The organism is Cytobacillus sp. T106, from assembly GCF_040492155.1.
GTDB lineage: Bacteria > Bacillota > Bacilli > Bacillales > Cytobacillaceae > Bacillus_AB > Bacillus_AB infantis.
Map to the genome: position 1 here is coordinate 1 of NZ_JBEUMK010000011.1, position 17,637 is coordinate 17,637.

A 17,637-nucleotide genomic window follows, 5' to 3' on the forward strand; every position below is an offset into this window, starting at 1 on the left:
TAATTTTGAGCCAAGGGACCTGACCCCATGGCCCGATAACCCCATGGCCCGATAAACAAAATAATCAAAATCAGCATGAAGCCTCTGCCCGGATGTGTCCTGGCATTGCATGCCGACGAATGCGCCGGTGAAGAAGCCGCCTCCGTTGATGTAGTCGTCTGAGAGTTTGTAGGACTCCAGGGTGACTGGGACTTCGGTCCAGCTGTTTCCGTCGAATGAATAGGAATAGCGGTAAGTGTTAGTGCTTACATTTACGCGCAGGTAAACATAGTCTGCTTCGTCCGGAACGGTGATCGGGCTGTCCTGGAGCGGCTGGCTGAATGTGAAGTTGTCGCAGACTGTCAAGTCGAGAATGCGGCCTTTTTCTTCATGCCAGGTGATCTGCAGGGCTGTCCAGTTCTGAGTATTATAGTAGTTTACGAGTCCGGCAGCCTGCTGGAATGTGTCAGGATTGAAGGCCACTTTTGTTTCGGCCGTGAAATTGAAATGCTGCCAGCGCCTTGCAATATGCGCTTGCGTAAATTTGGATGTTAGAGATTCCCGTCCATAAAGGCGCAGATGCCCAGGGTTGTCTTTTAATGAAACGATCTCTTCACCGAGCGGAATTCTTAGTGACTGGAAGTGAAGATTCAAAGTTTCAGAGCTGAAATCATCTTTCTCATCAAAATCCTTCTCCCATTTGACTTCCTCGATGGCTGGTCCTTCGATTTCGACAGATGGCTGATTGCCTCCAACCACATATGGCCAGTCGTTTTTCCATTCGAGGCGCTGGATGGCAGTCTCCCTTCCTAGCGGACAATAGCCGCGCGGATCGAGGAGCGCTTTATTTTCCTGCGGCAATGGGCGGCCGGTCAGGTGCACAAGGAACCATTCGTCTGTATGTGTCTGTACAATCGAAGCATGTCCGGCTTTCTGCAGCGGATTCCTTGGATACGGGAATGACGTGATCAGCGGGTTGTCAGGATGCACTTCATATGGCCCCCACAGATCTTTTGAGCGGGCAATGGTTGCCTGGTGATCGTATTTTGTTCCTCCTTCAGCTGTGAGGAGGTAATAATAGCCGTTCATCTTATAAAGATGAGGCGCTTCTGTCAGTTTAATATCGGTGCCTTTAAAAATGACCTCTTTTTTGCCGACAAGCTTCTGCTCCTCAACACTGAATTCCTGCAGGACGATACCATAGAAGTTATGGTTGCCGACCCGGTGATCCCACATCATGTTGACGAAATATTTCTTTCCGTCCTCATCATGGAATAAAGAAGGATCAAAGCCTGAGCTGTTCATGTAGACAGGCTCGGACCATTCGCCATCAATCTTATCGCAGGTGACGAGATAGTTGTGGCTGTCTTTCCATTGGCCGTCAACGACTTTGACATCTGTGTAGATCAGCCAGAATTTATCATCATGGTAGGACAGGGCAGGGGCCCAGATGCCGCCGGAGTCAGGATTGCCCATCATATTCAATTGGCTGAGGCGGTTGAGCGGGCGGGAGATGAGCCGCCAGTTTTTAAGGTCCTTGGAGTGATAGATCCCGACGCCAGGGAACCATTCAAACGTAGAAACGGCAATATAATAATCTTCGCCTGCACGGCAAATGCTTGGATCAGGGTTAAAGCCTGTTAATATCGGATTTTGAATGATTGTCATTGTACAGCACCTCTCCTGGATATAATATTAGACTTCCTGGATATCGATGGTCAGGAAGTTTTCGCTTGCATAAGCGGCCGCTCCCAATGCAGCAGCATGGGTGGATAACTGGGAAAAATCAATCTTAAGATCCTTTTTGTGAGTGGAAAGCGCATGGACCAGCTTCTTCTTCAGCGGTTCCTCCAGCCACTTGGAAGAAGAGGCGAGGCGGTTGCCGATGATAACCTGCTCAGGGTTGAAGATATTGATGATATTATTGATTCCCACCCCGATGTAGCCGCCGATCCCTTCGAAAATACGGATGACCCCGGCATCCCCGTTTTCAGCCAGTTCATTCAGGCTTTCAAGTGAAAGCTTCTGCCCATCCTCCGGCTGGATTTCATTCCTTGCCGCAGATTCGACCAGTGCTTTTTCAGAAGCATAAAGCTCCCAGCAGCCCTGGTTGCCGCATCGGCATACAGGTCCGCCCGTTTCAATTGTCATATGGCCAAGTTCACCGGAGAATCCATTATTTCCTTTATAGAGCTCTCCGTTTAAAATGAGGCCGACGCCAATTCCGATGCCGATGCTTACATAGATGATATTATTGGCTTCCTGTCCTGCACCGAATTTTTTCTCACCGTATGCTCCTGCATTGGCTTCGTTTTCAATCAGGATGGGAACATTGTACTTTTCTGTCATCACTGATTTCAGGTCGATATGCCGCCAGTTCAGGTTGGGGGCAAGGAGGATTTCGCCTTCCGTGCTGACGGTGCCCGGCACGCCGATGCCGATGCCGACCAGCCCGTAACGGCTTTTCGGCATTGAACCGATCAGGGTATCGACAATGTTGAATAACTTTTCTTTGATTTCGTCATAAGTCAGGTCATTAAACTTAATCAGTTCCTCGCTGCAGACTTTACCCTGAAGGTCGGTCAGGATTCCAAGAATATAGTTGACGCCGATGTCAATGCCGATGGAATAGCCGGCAACCTGGTTGAAGAGCAGCATAACAGGCCTGCGCCCGCCGCTTGAAACACCTGGCCCTGATTCAAGGATCAGGCCTTCACTGAGCAGCTCGCTCACCTGGGAGGAGACGGTCCCTTTATTCAATCCGGTCAGGTTGGCGATATCCGCCCTTGAAATAGGGGTATACTCCTGGATGGTCTGCAGAACTAACGACTTATTGCCTTTTTTTACAACATGCTGGTTGTAGGTCTGGGTCAGCCTCATTTTTAAAAGCTCCATTTCGTTTTGTTTTCCTAAGTGTACCATTTTCATTTTATATTATAAACTTAGTTTATCCGCTAGACAAACATTCTTTGAGATGGTAATCTATGTTTAGTAACAAATCTCGGTTTCAAAATAAAGAATATTGGGGGTATTTAGTTTGAGAAAGAAGAAAGCGATTACAACAGTCTTTGCCATTTTTTCCTCCCTTGCCCTGATTACAGGCTGTTCAGGATCCGACGAAAAAGCGAGCGGCGGCTCCGGTGATGAGAAAACAATTGAATTCATGCACCTTTGGCCTGAAGGAAGCTCTAAACTGCACAACGAAATTGTAAGCGGAATCATTGAGGATTTTGAAAGCGAGCACCCGGATGTGAAAGTGGACCTGGAAGTGCTGAGCAATGAGCAGTATAAAGATAAGCTGAAAGTATTATCAACTTCTAACCAATTGCCTGATGTAGGACTGACATGGGCTGCAGGATTCCTGGACCCTTATGTAAGCGGAAAGAAATTCACCCCGCTGGATGACCTTCTTGAAGGAGATTTAAAAGATAAATTCGTATCCGGCACAGCAGAAGCATATGAAGTCGATGGAAGCACATATGGACTGCCGCTAGAATTGAACATTGCAACAGTATTCTATAATAAAGCTATTTTTGAAAAATATGGACTGGAAGCGCCTAAAACTTATGAAGAGTTTCAGAATGTAGTAGAAACATTGGATAAAAACGGCGTTGCTCCAATAGCGCTTGGAAACAAAGACCGCTGGACCGGGTCTCTATGGTATATGTATCTGGCTGACCGGATAGGCGGCGGAGATGTCCTGACAAAAGCGATCGACCGCAGCGGTTCATTTGAAGACCCTGCCCTGGTTTCAGCTGCTGAAAAGGTGCAGGAGCTGGTTGATATGAATGCGTTTGTCAAAGGCTTCAACGGCCTTGCCGATGAAGAAGCGAAGAGCATGTTCATGAACGAACAGGCAGCTATGTACCTGATTGCCACATGGGATCTGCCGAATTACACAACCAATGAAGACGTTCCTCAGGAATTCAGGGATTCTGTCGGCTACTTCAACTTCCCGACCGTTGACGGAAAAGGTGACATGGACAGCTTTGTAGGCGGTCCTGGTGTAGGGTTATTCGTTGCAGAGGATTCCGATGTAAAGGAAGAAGCAAAGGAATTTGCCTCCTACTTCATCCAGCAGTGGGGAGAAAAGTCAGTGACAGATGCAGGCGTCATCCCGGCAACGAAAGTGGATGCGGCATCACTTGACCTTCCTGATATGTATGTCGATGTCCTGGAAGACCTGAACTCTGCCAGCAATATCACGCTTTTTGCAGATGTGCAGATGAGTGCAGATACAGCCCAGGTGCATTTGGATATGATTCAGTCGCTGTTTGGAAAAGAAGTGTCTCCTGAAGACTTTGCCAAGGCGCACGAAGAAGCGCTGTCCAAAGAATAAGGGTCCGCGGAACACTAGTAATCAACTAAAGAAAAGGACATACCCTTTGCAGGATTGTCCTTTTCATTTTTAAATATGGGGTTGAATGTGATGAATAAAGTAATGTCAAACAAGTGGATTATCGCATTATACGTTCTCCCTGCACTCCTTCTGATTGGTATCCTCATCTTCATCCCTCTGATCTTGACCGGTTATTACGGCCTGATGGACTGGGATGGCATCGGAGCTATGGAGTTCATAGGGCTGGAAAACTATATCAATGCCATCCAGGATGGGAAGTTTTGGGACAGTGCCTACCATTCTTTCCTGCTGGCCGTATTTTCAACGCTGAGCCTGGTCATCTATCTGGCCATCTCAATGATATTGGCATCCCGGATCAAAGGGGCAGATTTGCTGAGAAAAATCTACCTGATCCCGATGCTGCTGTCATCTGTAGCGATCGCACAGCTGTGGATCAAGGTGTTCAACCCGACCAATGGAATGCTCAACAGCATCCTGATGGCCTTCGGTGTGGATAATCCTCCAGCATGGCTGGCAGAACCGTCAATCGTTCTTTATGCGATTTTTATTCCTATCTTGTGGCAATACGCAGGGTTTTACATTTTGATTTACTATGCAGCACTCAAGAACATTCCGGAATCATTGGTTGAGGCAGCCAGGATCGATGGGGCCACACCGCTCCAGATCGCCTGGAAAATCAAGCTCCCATTGATCATGGGTGTTGTGAAAGTAACGATTGTGCTGGCTGTAGTCGGGTCACTGAAATACTTTGACCTGATATATGTAATGACCGGCGGCGGCCCAAATGGCGCCAGCGAGGTTATGGCATCTTATATGTATAAACTGGCCTTTGCAAGCAATGACTTCGGATACGGCAGTGCCATCGGCTTCCTGCTCCTGATCATTACGCTGATAGTGACAGTGATTGTGCGCAAGGCAACAGCTACTAAAGAAGAAATTCAATATTAAGCGAGGGTTGTACAATGAAACGAGCAGGTTACATCATACTCTATCTTTGCCTGGCCATCGTAGCCATCTTTCAGGTCTTCCCGGTCATTTGGCTGTTCCTGTTTTCTTTAAAAAATAATCAGGAAATCTTCTCAAAATCCCCTTTCTCGCTGCCAACTGAATTCAGGTGGGAAAATTACAGCAAAGTATGGGAAGGCGGCATTGGAATCTATTTCTGGAACAGCATCTGGATTACAGGTGTGGCCATCCTCTTAACCGTAATCCTGGCGAGCATGGCGACTTTTGCGATTACAAGGATGCAGTGGAAGCTGAGCAAATTGGTGCTTGGGCTATTCATGGTCGGGCTGATGATCCCGATCCATTCAGCGATCATTCCGCTGTTCAGCATGTTCTTAAATGTAAATCTGATCGACAATCCATGGTCAATCGTCATTACGTATACGGCTTATAATCTGCCGATTACGATGATGATCCTCCTCGGCTTTTATTACACTTTGCCAAGGGAAATTGAAGAAGCGGCGATTATGGACGGCTGTTCAGTCCACAGGATGTTTTTCAAGATCATCCTGCCTATGACGATCCCGATCATGTCGACCACTGTGATCATCAATATGATTTATAACTGGAATGAGTTTGTTTTCGTCAATACCTTTATCAGTTCTGATCAGTATAAAACCCTTACGGTCGGAATCCAGAATTTCATCGGCCAGTATATGACTGATTGGGGCGCAATCGGCGCGACTCTCATCATCAGTGTGCTGCCGATCCTGCTGGCATTCCTTTTCTTCAGCAATAAAGTTGTTGAAGGCATCTCTTCAAGTGCAGTTAAAGGATAAAACAAAAAGCACTTTCTCCTCAATCAGGAGAAAGTGCTTTTTGTTTGGCCTGCTTCCGCTGGATTCTATTGAAGGCATGGAGGCAGAGCCACATGATGATAAAAGCGGCTGAACTCCCGCCGAAGATAAAGGCAAGCGCCGGGGCCAGCTGAGTGATAAAGTAAAGCGAAGCAAGGCAGAGAATCATCAATACGGTGTGGAGCGGATTGACGAGCATGATCAGCAGGGCCTGTTTGATGAGCTGCCTGACATTCAAATCAAAATGAACAAATACTGGAAAAAGATAAAGAAGAAACAGCAGAAAAATCATCAGGAACGCGAGCAAAGGGACATGGGCCCAGGTGAGCACATCAAAACCGGCCTGGGTGAACCAAAGATTGAAGCCGGCCAGGGAACCGGTGATGATGATAATGAGGCCCAGGCGATTGCCCTTCCAGAAATCCTTTTTATAATATGAAAGGAAGCTGGGGAATAGGGGTGTGTCTGTTTTCCCCCTCAGCCAGTCCCTTGTGATGGCAAACATGGCGAGGGTGGAGGGAAAGAATCCAAAGAGGATGCCTCCTGCAAGAGTGAATAGTATCCATAAGAGATTCATATAAGCGAAACGGGTGATCCATTCAAATATCCGGTATAAAACGCTGCTTGCCATGGCTCAAGCCTCCAATTTTTCCTTATGTAAAACCTATTATACTGGAATAAAAATCATTTCGCAGTATTATGAGGAATCTTTGTTTATTCAATAGACAAACAAATGAAATATTGATATAATTCTTTTTGAAAGCATTTACATTTTATAAAAAGATAATGAACTTTATTATGATTCTGGGAGGAACGAAAAATGGCTTATTTTAACATTGAAAAGATTAAATATGAAGGTTCAGCATCAACCAATCCATTTGCGTTTAAATTTTATAACCCGGAGGAAAAAATCGGCGGGAAAACAATGGAAGAAATCCTGCGTTTTGGTGTAGCTTACTGGCATACGTTCACAATGGACGGCTCCGATCCGTTCGGAACTGGAACAATGCTCCGTCCATGGGATAAGTTCACGGGAATGGATCTGGCAAAAGCGCGCGTTGAAGCAGCCTTTGAATTTTTTGAAAAGCTGGATGTGCCATTCTTCTGCTTCCATGATGTAGATATTGCTCCAGAAGGAAGCAGCCTGAGAGAAACCAACCAAAATTTAGATATCATCGTCAGCATGATTAAAGATTATATGAAGGACAGCAAAACGAAGCTGCTATGGAATACGGCGAATAACTTCACGAACCCACGCTTCGTCCATGGTGCTGCAACTTCAAACAGCGCGGATATTTTCGCGTATGCAGCAGCGAAAATCAAGAAAGGCCTTGAGGTCGGAAAAGAACTCGGCGCAGAAAACTATGTGTTCTGGGGCGGCCGTGAAGGCTATGAAACTCTCTTAAACACAGACATGAAGCTTGAAATGGATAACCTTGGCCGCTTCATGCACATGGCAGTGGATTATGCGAAGGAAATCGGCTTTGACGCCCAATTCCTGATCGAGCCTAAGCCAAAAGAGCCGACAACTCATCAATACGATTTCGATGTGGCGACAGGATATGCATTCCTGCAGCATTACGGATTGCAGGACCACTTCAAATTCAATATTGAAGCAAACCATGCAACACTGGCCGGCCATACATTCGAACATGAGCTTCACTATGCACGTGTAAACAATATGCTTGGCTCAGTAGATGCCAACCAGGGCGATCCATTGCTTGGCTGGGATACAGATGAGTTCCCGACAGACTTGTATTCTACTACACTTGCAATGATCGAAATCCTTAAAAATGGCGGACTTGGCCGCGGCGGACTCAACTTCGACGCGAAAGTGAGAAGGGGTTCATTTGAGCCTGAAGATCTGTTCCACGCCCATATCGCCGGAATGGACAGCTTTGCGGTTGGCCTGAAGGTCGCACAGAAGCTGATTGATGACAAGGTGCTGGACAATGTGGTTGAAAACCGCTATAAGAGCTATACAGAAGGCATCGGCCTTGAGATCGTTGAAGGCAGGACAGATTTCCATAAGCTTGAGGAGCATGCATTGGGCTTGGCTGAAGTGAAGCACCAGTCCGGCCGCCTCGAAAGCATCAAGGCTACGATCAATCAATATCTGTTAAGGGCTTATGCGGGAGAGTAACTCTTAGAGGGCAGGTGCACCAATGAAATATGTAATCGGCGTTGACTTAGGAACAAGCGCGGTAAAAATATTGCTGGTCGATCAAAAGGGGAATGTGGTCCAGGAGGTTTCCAAGGACTATCCCCTGATCCAGGAGAAGACCGGCTACAGCGAGCAGGATCCGAAAGAGTGGGTAAATCAGACAGCAGCAGGTCTGTCTGAACTGCTCCAAAAATTTGGCGGAAATCCGGAAGACATTGAGGGACTCAGTTTTTCCGGGCAGATGCACGGCCTTGTCCTTCTGGATGAGAACAATGAAGTGCTTCGGAATGCCATCCTTTGGAATGATACGAGGACGACGGCACAGTGCCGTGAGATCTACGATCGGGTCGGCGAAGAGAGGCTGCTTGAGATTACGAAGAATCCGGCACTGGAAGGTTTTACTTTGCCGAAACTGCTTTGGGTGAAAGAGCATGAGCCAGAGATCTATGAAAAGGCGAAAACCTTTGTCCTTCCGAAGGATTATGTAAGGTTCAAGCTGACCGATGAGCTGCAGATGGAATATTCCGATGCAGCGGGAACGCTGTTATTGGATATTGCGAAAAAAGAGTGGAGCAGGGAAATTTGCGATATTCTCGATATTGATGCCGCACTCTGCCCGCCATTGGTGGGATCTCATGAAAAGACGGGGAATATCACTCCTGAGTTCTCAGCAGCGACCGGCCTTCCGGCTTCTGTCCAGGTATTTGGTGGCGGTGCCGACAATGCCTGCGGAGCGATCGGCTCCGGTATCCTTGAGGAGGGGAAAACCCTTTGCAGCATCGGTACCTCTGGTGTGGTCCTTTCTTATGAAAGCAGCAGCGATAAAGATTTCGGTGGAAAAGTCCATTATTTCAATCATGGGGCCGAGGACGTTTTTTACACGATGGGAGTGACCCTTGCAGCAGGCCACAGCCTGAGCTGGTTCCGGAATGTATTCGCAGCGGAAGAGAGCTTTGAGGAACTGCTGGCAGAAGCAGGAACTGTCCCTCCAGGATCGAACGGACTGCTGTTCACGCCTTACATATCCGGGGAGCGCACTCCGCATGCGGACGCAAGCATACGGGCAAGCTTCATCGGGATGGACAGCTCTCATGAACGCAAGGATTTCGTCCGTGCCGTTATGGAAGGGATCACTTTCTCGCTGAACGAATCTTTGGCTATCTTCAGAGAAAATGGCAAAAAGATCGATACCATCGTATCTACCGGCGGCGGCACGAAGAATGAAGATTGGCTGCAAATGCAGGCGGATATTTTCAACAGCAAAATTGTTAAGCTTTCGAGCGAGCAGGGTCCTGGCATGGGTGCCGCTATGATTGCGGCTTATGGCAGCGGGTGGTTTTCTTCTCTGAAGGAGTGCGGCGATGCATTCCTGAAGGTCGAAAAAGAATTTGTCCCTGATGCAGGAAATGTGGAGATTTACCAAGAATTATTCCTTGTATACCAGGAAGTCTACGGGCAGACAAAAGCACTTAATGAAAAGCTGCTGGCCTATCGAAAATAAACATAATGAAACCAGAAGGCTGCCTTGGAAGGATGCATCATATATGCAAAGTCCCGGGGCAGCCTTCTGGGTTTCTGTATAAAAGAAGGAGTTGGCGAAATGAAATATAATCAGCTGGGCAATACCGACTTGAAAGTAAGTGAACTGAGTTTCGGCACTTGGGCGATCGGCGGTTCATGGGGAAAGACAGATGACGGGGAAGCGCTAAAAGCCCTGGAACGGGCAATGGACGCGGGCGTTAATTTCTTTGATACGGCCGACGTGTATGGAGAAGGGCATAGCGAGGAACTTTTGGCGAAGGCCACGAAAGGGAAGGAAGATTCCATTCATATCGCTACAAAGTTCTGCCGCAGCGCTGATATTTATGATCCTGCAACCTATTCAATGGATAGTGTCCGGTCTTTTTGTGAAAACAGCTTGAAAAGGCTGGATCGGGAGGCAATCGACCTTTATCAGATCCATTGTCCGCCTATGGAAATTCTTAAAGATGGCAGTGTTTTCGAAGTGCTTGAGCAGCTGAAGCAGGAAGGGAAGATCCGCTATTATGGCGTCAGTGTGGAAACGGTCGAGGAAGGGATATTCTGCCTGGAGAATACGAAGGCAAGCGCGCTGCAGGTCATTTTCAACCTGTTAAGGCAAAAGCCGCTGGATGAGCTTTTCCCAATGGCGATGGAAAAGAAGGTAGGGATTCTTGCGCGTGTACCTCTGGCTAGCGGGCTTCTGACAGGAAAATTCTCAAAGGATACCACGTTTGAGCAGGATGACCACCGCAACTTCAACCGCAACGGGGAAGCCTTTAATGTCGGCGAAACATTCGGCGGACTTGATTTCGAAAAAGGCGTGGAGCTGAGCGAGCAGGTGAAGTGGATTGAAGAAGGCAGGGGAAGCATGGCAGCAGCAGCCATCAAATGGATTCTTCAGCAGCCGGAGGTGAGCACAGTCATCCCGGGCTTCCGGAATGTGAAGCAGGTGGAGAGCAATCTCGAAGCACTGGATGCAAAGCCGTTCAGTGAAGAAGAACTGCAGAAGTTGAAGGACTTTTATCAGAAGGAAGTGCATGCCCATATCCGGGGCGTTTATTAATAGGTAAGGCCTCCAGCTCTGGCTGGAGGCCTTTTTTGTTTGGGGACAGGGTTGCTGTCCCGTTTTATGAATTACATTGCTTTAGAACGCTTTGTTTCGGCAGGCGCCTTCCACAGGCTTTCCATTTGCTCTAGGGATTTGCCTTTCGTTTCAGGCACATACTTCCAGACGAAGATGGCGGAAAGGACGCTCATCAGGCCATAAATGCCGTAGGTCATCCCGCCGCTGAATTCCATCATCATCGGGTAGGTGGAGGAGACCAGATAGTTGGCACCCCATTGGGCGGCAACCGCGATCGCCACAGCCTGTCCGCGGATGCGGTTCGGGAAGATCTCGGAAATCAGCACCCAGCAGATCGGCCCCCAGGACATCATGAAGGAAGCGGTATACACGATGATGAATAAAAGCGTGCTGATGCCGATGATATTGGCAAAAGCGAGGCCCGCGACACCGAACATGCCGATGGCCATTCCGATCGAGCCGATGATGAGGAGCGGCTTGCGTCCCCATTTGTCGACCGTCATGATGGCGATAACAGTGAAGATGACGTTGACAAGTCCCATGACGATCGTCTGCAGCATGGAAGCATCCTTTGCAGCGCCCATGCTTTCAAAAATGCGCGGAGCGTAATAGAGAGCCACATTGATGCCGACAAACTGCTGGAAAACGGAAAGCAGGATGCCGATGACAATCACTTTTTTTCCAAAAGCAAAGGTGGACATTTTCTCTGCAGTTGCATTCATGGAACCTTTGATTTCGCTGAGTATCTGTTTGGCGCTTGCCGGGCCGTTGATTTTCGAGAGAATCCTCAGTGCGCTTTCGTCCTGATTCTTCAGAGACAGATAGCGGGGCGTCTCCGGCACGAAGAAAAGGAAAACGAAAAACAGCAGGGCCGGGATGGCTTCAGACAGGAACATATACCTCCAGCCGGTTTCATTGATCCATTCCACTGATTGCCCGCGTGCGATTCCCCAATTGACAAAATAAACGACCAGCATGCCGAAAATGATGGCAAATTGATTGAAAGAAACCAGCCGGCCCCTGATGGCTGCCGGGGCGATTTCCCCTATGTACATTGGCACAATGGCGGAAGCGAGTCCGACCCCGATGCCGCCGATGATGCGATAAAGATTGAATGTCAGCAGAAGGCCGATAGTAGGTTCACCCGCTGAGAAGAACAGAAACTCAGGGTAAGCAGAGCCAAGTGCTGATAAAAGGAATAATACGGCCGCAATGATCAGCGATTTTTTTCGGCCAAATGCAGAAGAAAAATAACCGGAAATGATGCCGCCGATGATGCATCCGATCAGAGCGCTGGAGATGGTGGCTCCATGAATAAACGAGCTTAAGCCCAGGCTGTCCACCAGATAGGTTTGGATTGATTTTTCAGCCCCTGATATGACAGCTGTATCATAGCCAAAGAGCAGGCCGCCGAGAGTGGCAACGAGTGTGATAGAGAAGATGTAAAGCGAACCATTGTGCTGTTTCGTCATGTGTGAAGGCAGTTTTCATTATACTGGAATGATAGTTAAACGCTTACATTGTTATCATAGTTTTTGAAGCGTTTACATTTACCGGTATAAAAGAAATTCACTGCCCATTCCCTCCCCTGCTGATAATTTTTTTACAATAATGAATAATTGCATTATAGCAGACTATATTAAGTTTGTCTAATGAATGAACTAAGTTTTGGATAGTAGGAAGGAGCCAAGGGGTCAGACCCCCTGGCCCGGTTTTTTTAGTTACAAAATTCTCCCGCACTTTTGTAAAGTTTTATAATAGTAGCTGGTGCTTTTCTTCCATTTATGAATTCTGCTGGAGCTGCTTAAGAGGGGGAATTTGCGTGGCTATTACGTTTACGATGCTGTTTTTGGGGATTTTGCTTGGTTTTATCGGGGCCGGGGGATCCGGTTTTATTATTGCGCTATTGACGGTGGTGTTCGGGGTGCCGATCCATACGGCGCTTGGGACGTCGCTTGCGGCGATGGTGTTTACAACCTTGTCGGGGGCTTACAGCCATTACCGGCAGGGCAATATTGATGTGAAAATGGGACTGGCTGTCGGGTGCTTTGGAGCGGTCACTTCGTTTCTGGGCTCGGGAATCGCGGTGTGGATCCCGGTTGATTCGCTTCATTGGCTGACGGCCGGAATGCTGTTTCTGTCAGCAGTGATGCTGCTGGTCCGTTTGTTCATCGTCAGCCGGATGGAGGACAAGGGAGCAGAGCCGCAGCGCAGGCTCTTCATGAAAGCTGCATTTGTGGGCATTGTCTGCGGCTTGCTGTCAGGCACGTTCGGCATCGGCTCTGCGCCTTTCATTCAGCTTGGACTATTAGCCGTCTTAGGCCTTTCTGTGCAGAAGTCTGTCGGGACGACGATGCTGGTCATCCTGCCGATTGCACTGGCAGGCGGCATCGGCTATTATTTTGAAGGATACTTTGATTCGATCCTGCTGCTGCAGGTGCTGGCCGGAACGATGATCGGTTCATACCTCGGAGCGCGGTTCACCAATTATGTGCCGCTTCCTGTTTTAAAAAGTGCCATGGTGCTGACGCCTATTATGGCCGGATTCATCCTGCTGTTCTGAATTAGGTAAAGACAGACTGCAAGGTCCTTCCTCAGGGAAGGGCTCTGCGGTCTTTTGTCATTACTTTGTGTGGATAAGGGTATGGTGGAGAATACTTTAATTAAATCTATGGCTGGAGGAAACTATGAAAAAGGGCCGCTGGAGCTTGCAAGCCATCATTATTATATTTGTTTGTGTGGTGGTCATGATTTCCCTTATGATCACCGACCTGCTGATCAGCAGCAGGGTCACCTCCAGTGTTGAGGAAACACAGGAGGATAAAGCTTTAAATGTCGCTAAAATGGTGGCGCACAGCCGGATTGTTGAAGATGCTTTGGAAGGGGATCCTGAGGGCGCAGGGGTCCAGGATTTTGCCAATGAAATGCGGGAGCTTACAAATGTCAATTTCATTGTAGTAATGGATATGAAGGGCTACCGCTTGTCACATCCGGAGTCATCTGAGATAGGAAAGCATTTCAGGGGCGGGGATGAAGGCCCTGTGCTGGAGGGGGAAGAGTATGTTTCCTATTCCAAGGGCATACTCGGTCCATCGATGCGGGCATTCACTCCTGTCATTGGCAGTGCCGGGGAGCAGATAGGGGCTGTGGCTGTCGGCATTTCTCTAGAGACGGTAACGAAGGCTGTCTATAAGAGCCAGAACGCAATCTACATCGGCACGCTGATCGGCATCCTAGTGGGGATTATCGGTGCGGTGATACTTGCCAGGTACATAAAAAAAATCCTGCTGGGACTGGAGCCTTCCGCGATTGCCAAGGTGCTGGAGGAGCGCAGCTCAATGCTGCAGTCTGTGCGTGAAGGGATCATTGCCGTTGACCAGAGCGGGAAGATTACGCTCGTAAACCGGGCGGCAAGGAAGCTTTTTCAAAAGGCCGGCATTGAAAAGGATCCGGTTGGGCTGCAGATTGAGGAGTATCTTCCGGAAACCCGCCTGAAGGAAGTCCTGATCACAGGGAAAACACATCTTGACCAGGAGCAGAGCTTCCACGGGGTGACGATTCTAGTCAATCGGGTGCCGGTGGTGGTGGATAATCAGCTCGTCGGCGCCATTGCGACCTTCCGGGATAAGACGGAGGTCCAGCTGCTTGCCGAACAGCTTACAGGTGTCCGCAATTATGCAGATGCTTTGAGGGCACAGGCCCACGAGTTCATGAACAAGCTTCATGTTATCCTGGGGATGGTCCATACCGAGCAGTACGAGCATCTTGCCAGGTATGTGAACGAGACGGTCAATCACCGGGAGAATGAAATGGGCTTTGTAACAAAGAAGATCCATGACCCGGTCCTGGCCGGTTTTCTCATCGGCAAGCTGAGCAATGCCCGGGAATCAGGGGCGGTGCTGTCGTTTGATTGTGCCGATAATCTGCCAAAGCCGGTGGACCCGGAAATCACCCATGATCTGATCACGATCATCGGCAACTTAATCGATAATGCATTGGAAGCTGTATCAGGAAGGCCGGTCAAAAAAGTGGAGTTAATGCTGGATTATGCCGAGGAAATTTTAACAATAGAAGTAAGAGATACAGGAAGCGGTATGACAAAGGAAATCCAGGATCGGATTTCCGAGAAGGGTTTTTCCACAAAAGGGAAGGACAGGGGCTTCGGGCTGTACCTGGTCACACAGGCGGCTGATAAGCTGGAGGGGGAACTGATCATTTCCTCCAAGGCAGGAAAGGGGACGCAGTTTGCCGTCTATATACCTTATAAAGCAGGGGATGATGAGACATGATCAATGTAATGATTGTTGAAGATGATCCGATGGTCGCTGAAATTAATAAACGGTATCTTGCCAAGGTAGAAGGGTTCCGGCTGGCTGCGTCGGCCAGGTCGGTCGATGAAGCGGTCAGCCTTCTGGAGAAGGAGGACATCCAGCTGATTCTCCTTGATATTTATATGCCCGGGAGGCTCGGGCTTGAACTGGTCACTTATCTGAGGGAAAATGAGCTGGAAACCGATGTGATCATCATCTCTGCCGCAAAGGATATGGACCGGATCAGGCAGGCCCTGCGTTCGGGTGTGGTGGATTATCTCATCAAGCCATTTGAATTTGAACGGTTCAATGCGGCGCTGACAGCCTATGAGCAGCAGAGCCGGTTCGCTGAAAAGAGGGAAGAGGTCACCCAGCAGGAGCTGGACAGCCACCTGCTGCGGCGCGAGGAGCCGTCGGTCGTGGAAGAGCTCCCGAAAGGACTGACAAAGGATACGCTGAAACAGGTCTGGGAAGCCGTGCAGGAGCTTAAGGAAGGACCGTTCTCCACCGACGAGATGGCCGAGGCGGTAGGCGTCTCAAGAGTATCGGCGCGGAAATACCTGAACTTTTTAAAAGAGCTTGGCATACTGGATGTGAAGGTCATCTATGGCACGATCGGCCGTCCCGTGTACCAGCATGAATATAACCCATATAAAGAGCATTTGATTAAGAACTTTCTGTAAGCAGTTTCTGAAACTGCTTACTTTTTTTAATTTCAAAAAGAATTTCTCTAATTACATAATCTATGAAAACGCTTTTAGAAAAATTAAGATGGACATGTAGAACAGATGGGAGGAAAGCTTTATGGAACCAGCTAAGAAACTGCAGCCGATTTCTGCACCAGAAGATAATAAAAGGGAAGAGAAAAAAGGCTTTTTTGCAAAATTGGGAAGTATAAAAGTAGGAGCAGTGCCGCTTCCGCTTTATGTTTTAATAGCACTTGTTGTATATGCTGCGGCAGCTTATGAATCACTGCCGGCTGATATGATCGGCGGATTTGCCGTCATTATGGCAATGGGAATCCTGCTTGGCGATATCGGAATGAGAATCCCGATCCTGAAGGATATCGGGGGCCCGGCGATACTATCGCTGCTCGTTCCTTCTATATTGGTATTTTTTAATATTATTAATACAACCGGAATGGATGCTGTCACCCAGCTGATGAAAACATCCAATTTCCTGTACCTGTATATTTCGATCCTGGTTGTCGGAAGTATCCTCGGTATGAACCGCAGGGTCTTGATCCAGGGGTTTACCAGAATGTTTGTGCCGCTTGTTCTGGGTACACTTGCCTCAGTTTGTGCGGGCGTTCTTGTCGGTATGCTGTTTGGATATGATGTAAAGCATACGCTGTTTTATATTGTTGTGCCGATCATTGCCGGAGGGATTGGCGAAGGAATCCTGCCGCTGTCCATCGGCTATGCTGATGTCCTTGGCCAGAGCTCAGAATCATTTGTCGGCCAGCTGATTCCTGCAGCGGTCATCGGAAATATTGCAGCGATCATCTGTGCCGGCATCCTGTCCCGCTTGGGAGAGAAAAAGCCGGAGCTTACAGGAAAAGGAGTCCTGGTCAAATCGAAGGGCGGAGACGGGATCACAGAATCTTCGACAATCAACAAACCTGTCGAGTTCCCGCTAATGGGGGCAGGGCTCCTGATTGCCTGCAGCTTCTTCATTATCGGAGGGCTTGGCCACCATGTCCTTGGCATCCCGGGTCCAGTCCTGATGATTTTTGCGGCTGCCCTTGTTAAATGCCTGCAGCTTATGCCGGCCAAAATGGAGCAGGGTGCCTTCCACCTTTATAAATTCGTTTCATCCAGCCTCACATGGCCATTGATGGTCGGCCTTGGAATGCTGTATATCCCGCTTGAGGATGTAGTGAAAATCGTAACGCCTTCTTATATTGCAGTTTGTGTGGCTGTTGTCCTGGCCATGGTCATCACAGGCTACTTCACAGGAAAACTGATGAAAATGTATCCTGTTGATGCCGCAATCGTTACAGGCTGCCACAGCGGCCTTGGCGGAACAGGCGACGTTGCCATCCTTTCAGCTTCCAACCGCATGTCCCTGATGCCGTTCGCACAGGTTTCCACAAGAATCGGCGGCGCATCAACAGTCATCCTTGCCATTCTGTTAATGAAGATCTTGAACTGAACCGGGTCCGGGACTGGGCTGAGGGGGCTGGGCCAAGGGCAGGGCCAAGGGGACAGACCCCCTGGCCCGAAAACTGGGCCAAGGGGACAGACCCCCTGGCTCGAAAACCGCGCCAAGGGGACAGACCCCCTGGCTCGAAAACTGCGCCAAGGGGACAGACCCCCTGGCCCGAAAACTGAGCCAAGGGGACAGACCCCCTGGCTCGAAAACCGGGCCAAGGGACCTGACCCCCTGGCCCGCGAATTGACAGAAAAGCTGGAATA

At 48.8% G+C, this 17,637-nt stretch carries 14 protein-coding genes; 10 read left to right on the forward strand and 4 right to left on the reverse strand.

Annotated elements, in window-relative coordinates; translation table 11 throughout:
* Both ABU165_RS17995 and ABU165_RS18000 read right to left on the reverse strand, forming a co-directional pair.
* Window positions 1-1,647 (reverse strand): glycoside hydrolase family 43 protein (locus ABU165_RS17995; protein WP_353762681.1); only part of this gene is annotated, 1,647 nt, incomplete at its 3' end.
* Window positions 1,648-1,674: 27 nt separating this feature from the next.
* Window positions 1,675-2,874, reverse strand: a complete 1,200-nt coding sequence (locus ABU165_RS18000; protein ID WP_101551538.1) for an ROK family transcriptional regulator — start codon at window positions 2,872-2,874, stop codon at window positions 1,675-1,677.
* Between the two features lie 142 nt (window positions 2,875-3,016).
* On the opposite strand from ABU165_RS18000, the gene ABU165_RS18005 reads away from it, so the two are divergent.
* The 3 genes from ABU165_RS18005 to ABU165_RS18015 all read left to right on the forward strand — a co-directional run bounded on the left by ABU165_RS18005 (window position 3,017) and on the right by ABU165_RS18015 (window position 6,123).
* A complete protein-coding gene (locus ABU165_RS18005; protein WP_009791898.1) occupies window positions 3,017-4,318 on the forward strand; it encodes an extracellular solute-binding protein in 1,302 nt (433 codons plus the stop codon).
* 90 nt (window positions 4,319-4,408) lie between these two features.
* On the forward strand, window positions 4,409-5,287 hold the full coding sequence (locus ABU165_RS18010) for a carbohydrate ABC transporter permease (RefSeq protein WP_022543454.1): 879 nt from the start codon (window positions 4,409-4,411) through the stop codon (window positions 5,285-5,287).
* A gap of 14 nt (window positions 5,288-5,301) precedes the next feature.
* Window positions 5,302-6,123: a carbohydrate ABC transporter permease gene (locus tag ABU165_RS18015; protein ID WP_318060774.1), complete on the forward strand. Its 822-nt coding sequence runs from the start codon at window positions 5,302-5,304 to the stop codon at window positions 6,121-6,123.
* 19 nt (window positions 6,124-6,142) lie between these two features.
* On the opposite strand, the gene ABU165_RS18020 is transcribed toward ABU165_RS18015, so the two are convergent.
* Window positions 6,143-6,772, reverse strand: a complete 630-nt coding sequence (locus ABU165_RS18020; protein WP_094768796.1) for a YesL family protein — start codon at window positions 6,770-6,772, stop codon at window positions 6,143-6,145.
* 189 nt (window positions 6,773-6,961) lie between these two features.
* On the opposite strand from ABU165_RS18020, the gene xylA reads away from it, so the two are divergent.
* The 3 genes from xylA (at window position 6,962) to ABU165_RS18035 (ending at window position 10,889) form a co-directional block, all read left to right on the forward strand.
* Window positions 6,962-8,284, forward strand: coding sequence for a xylose isomerase (xylA, locus tag ABU165_RS18025; protein ID WP_009791894.1), 1,323 nt, complete (start codon window positions 6,962-6,964; stop codon window positions 8,282-8,284).
* Between the two features lie 22 nt (window positions 8,285-8,306).
* Complete coding sequence (gene xylB, locus ABU165_RS18030; RefSeq protein ID WP_318060773.1) at window positions 8,307-9,806, forward strand: xylulokinase; 1,500 nt, start codon at window positions 8,307-8,309, stop codon at window positions 9,804-9,806.
* Window positions 9,807-9,905: 99 nt separating this feature from the next.
* Window positions 9,906-10,889 carry an aldo/keto reductase gene (locus ABU165_RS18035; protein ID WP_318060772.1) on the forward strand — a complete coding sequence of 328 codons (984 nt, stop codon included), beginning with the start codon at window positions 9,906-9,908 and terminating at the stop codon, window positions 10,887-10,889.
* Window positions 10,890-10,960: 71 nt separating this feature from the next.
* Here ABU165_RS18035 and xylE read toward each other — a convergent pair whose 3' ends face one another.
* A complete protein-coding gene (gene xylE / locus ABU165_RS18040; RefSeq protein WP_148950358.1) occupies window positions 10,961-12,382 on the reverse strand; it encodes a D-xylose transporter XylE in 1,422 nt (473 codons plus the stop codon).
* Window positions 12,383-12,732: 350 nt separating this feature from the next.
* Between xylE and ABU165_RS18045 the strand changes: the two genes are divergently transcribed.
* The 4 genes from ABU165_RS18045 to ABU165_RS18060 all read left to right on the forward strand — a co-directional run bounded on the left by ABU165_RS18045 (window position 12,733) and on the right by ABU165_RS18060 (window position 17,374).
* Window positions 12,733-13,473: a sulfite exporter TauE/SafE family protein gene (locus ABU165_RS18045; RefSeq protein WP_396137127.1), complete on the forward strand. Its 741-nt coding sequence runs from the start codon at window positions 12,733-12,735 to the stop codon at window positions 13,471-13,473.
* Window positions 13,474-13,597: 124 nt separating this feature from the next.
* Entirely contained in the window at window positions 13,598-15,199 is a 1,602-nt protein-coding gene (gene dcuS / locus ABU165_RS18050; RefSeq protein WP_248138978.1) for a DcuS/MalK family sensor histidine kinase, read from the forward strand.
* Complete coding sequence (locus ABU165_RS18055; protein ID WP_248138976.1) at window positions 15,196-15,903, forward strand: response regulator; 708 nt, start codon at window positions 15,196-15,198, stop codon at window positions 15,901-15,903. The genes dcuS and ABU165_RS18055 overlap by 4 nt, the downstream gene beginning before the upstream one ends.
* Before the next feature lie 121 nt (window positions 15,904-16,024).
* On the forward strand, window positions 16,025-17,374 hold the full coding sequence (locus ABU165_RS18060; protein WP_248138974.1) for a 2-hydroxycarboxylate transporter family protein: 1,350 nt from the start codon (window positions 16,025-16,027) through the stop codon (window positions 17,372-17,374).
* Window positions 17,375-17,637: the final 263 nt, after the last annotated feature.

Excerpts from the sequence above, each read along its gene's own strand:
- ABU165_RS18000 (WP_101551538.1), bottom strand. The coding sequence starts at position 2,874 with ATGGAGCTTTTAAAAATGAGGCTGACCCAGACCTACAACCAGCATGTT.
- ABU165_RS18010 (WP_022543454.1), top strand. The coding sequence starts at position 4,409 with ATGAATAAAGTAATGTCAAACAAGTGGATTATCGCATTATACGTTCTC.
- ABU165_RS18015 (WP_318060774.1), top strand. The coding sequence starts at position 5,302 with ATGAAACGAGCAGGTTACATCATACTCTATCTTTGCCTGGCCATCGTA.
- ABU165_RS18020 (WP_094768796.1), bottom strand. The coding sequence starts at position 6,772 with ATGGCAAGCAGCGTTTTATACCGGATATTTGAATGGATCACCCGTTTC.
- xylA (WP_009791894.1), top strand. The coding sequence starts at position 6,962 with ATGGCTTATTTTAACATTGAAAAGATTAAATATGAAGGTTCAGCATCA.
- xylB (WP_318060773.1), top strand. The coding sequence starts at position 8,307 with ATGAAATATGTAATCGGCGTTGACTTAGGAACAAGCGCGGTAAAAATA.
- ABU165_RS18035 (WP_318060772.1), top strand. The coding sequence starts at position 9,906 with ATGAAATATAATCAGCTGGGCAATACCGACTTGAAAGTAAGTGAACTG.
- xylE (WP_148950358.1), bottom strand. The coding sequence starts at position 12,382 with ATGACGAAACAGCACAATGGTTCGCTTTACATCTTCTCTATCACACTC.
- dcuS (WP_248138978.1), top strand. The coding sequence starts at position 13,598 with ATGAAAAAGGGCCGCTGGAGCTTGCAAGCCATCATTATTATATTTGTT.
- ABU165_RS18055 (WP_248138976.1), top strand. The coding sequence starts at position 15,196 with ATGATCAATGTAATGATTGTTGAAGATGATCCGATGGTCGCTGAAATT.
- ABU165_RS18060 (WP_248138974.1), top strand. The coding sequence starts at position 16,025 with ATGGAACCAGCTAAGAAACTGCAGCCGATTTCTGCACCAGAAGATAAT.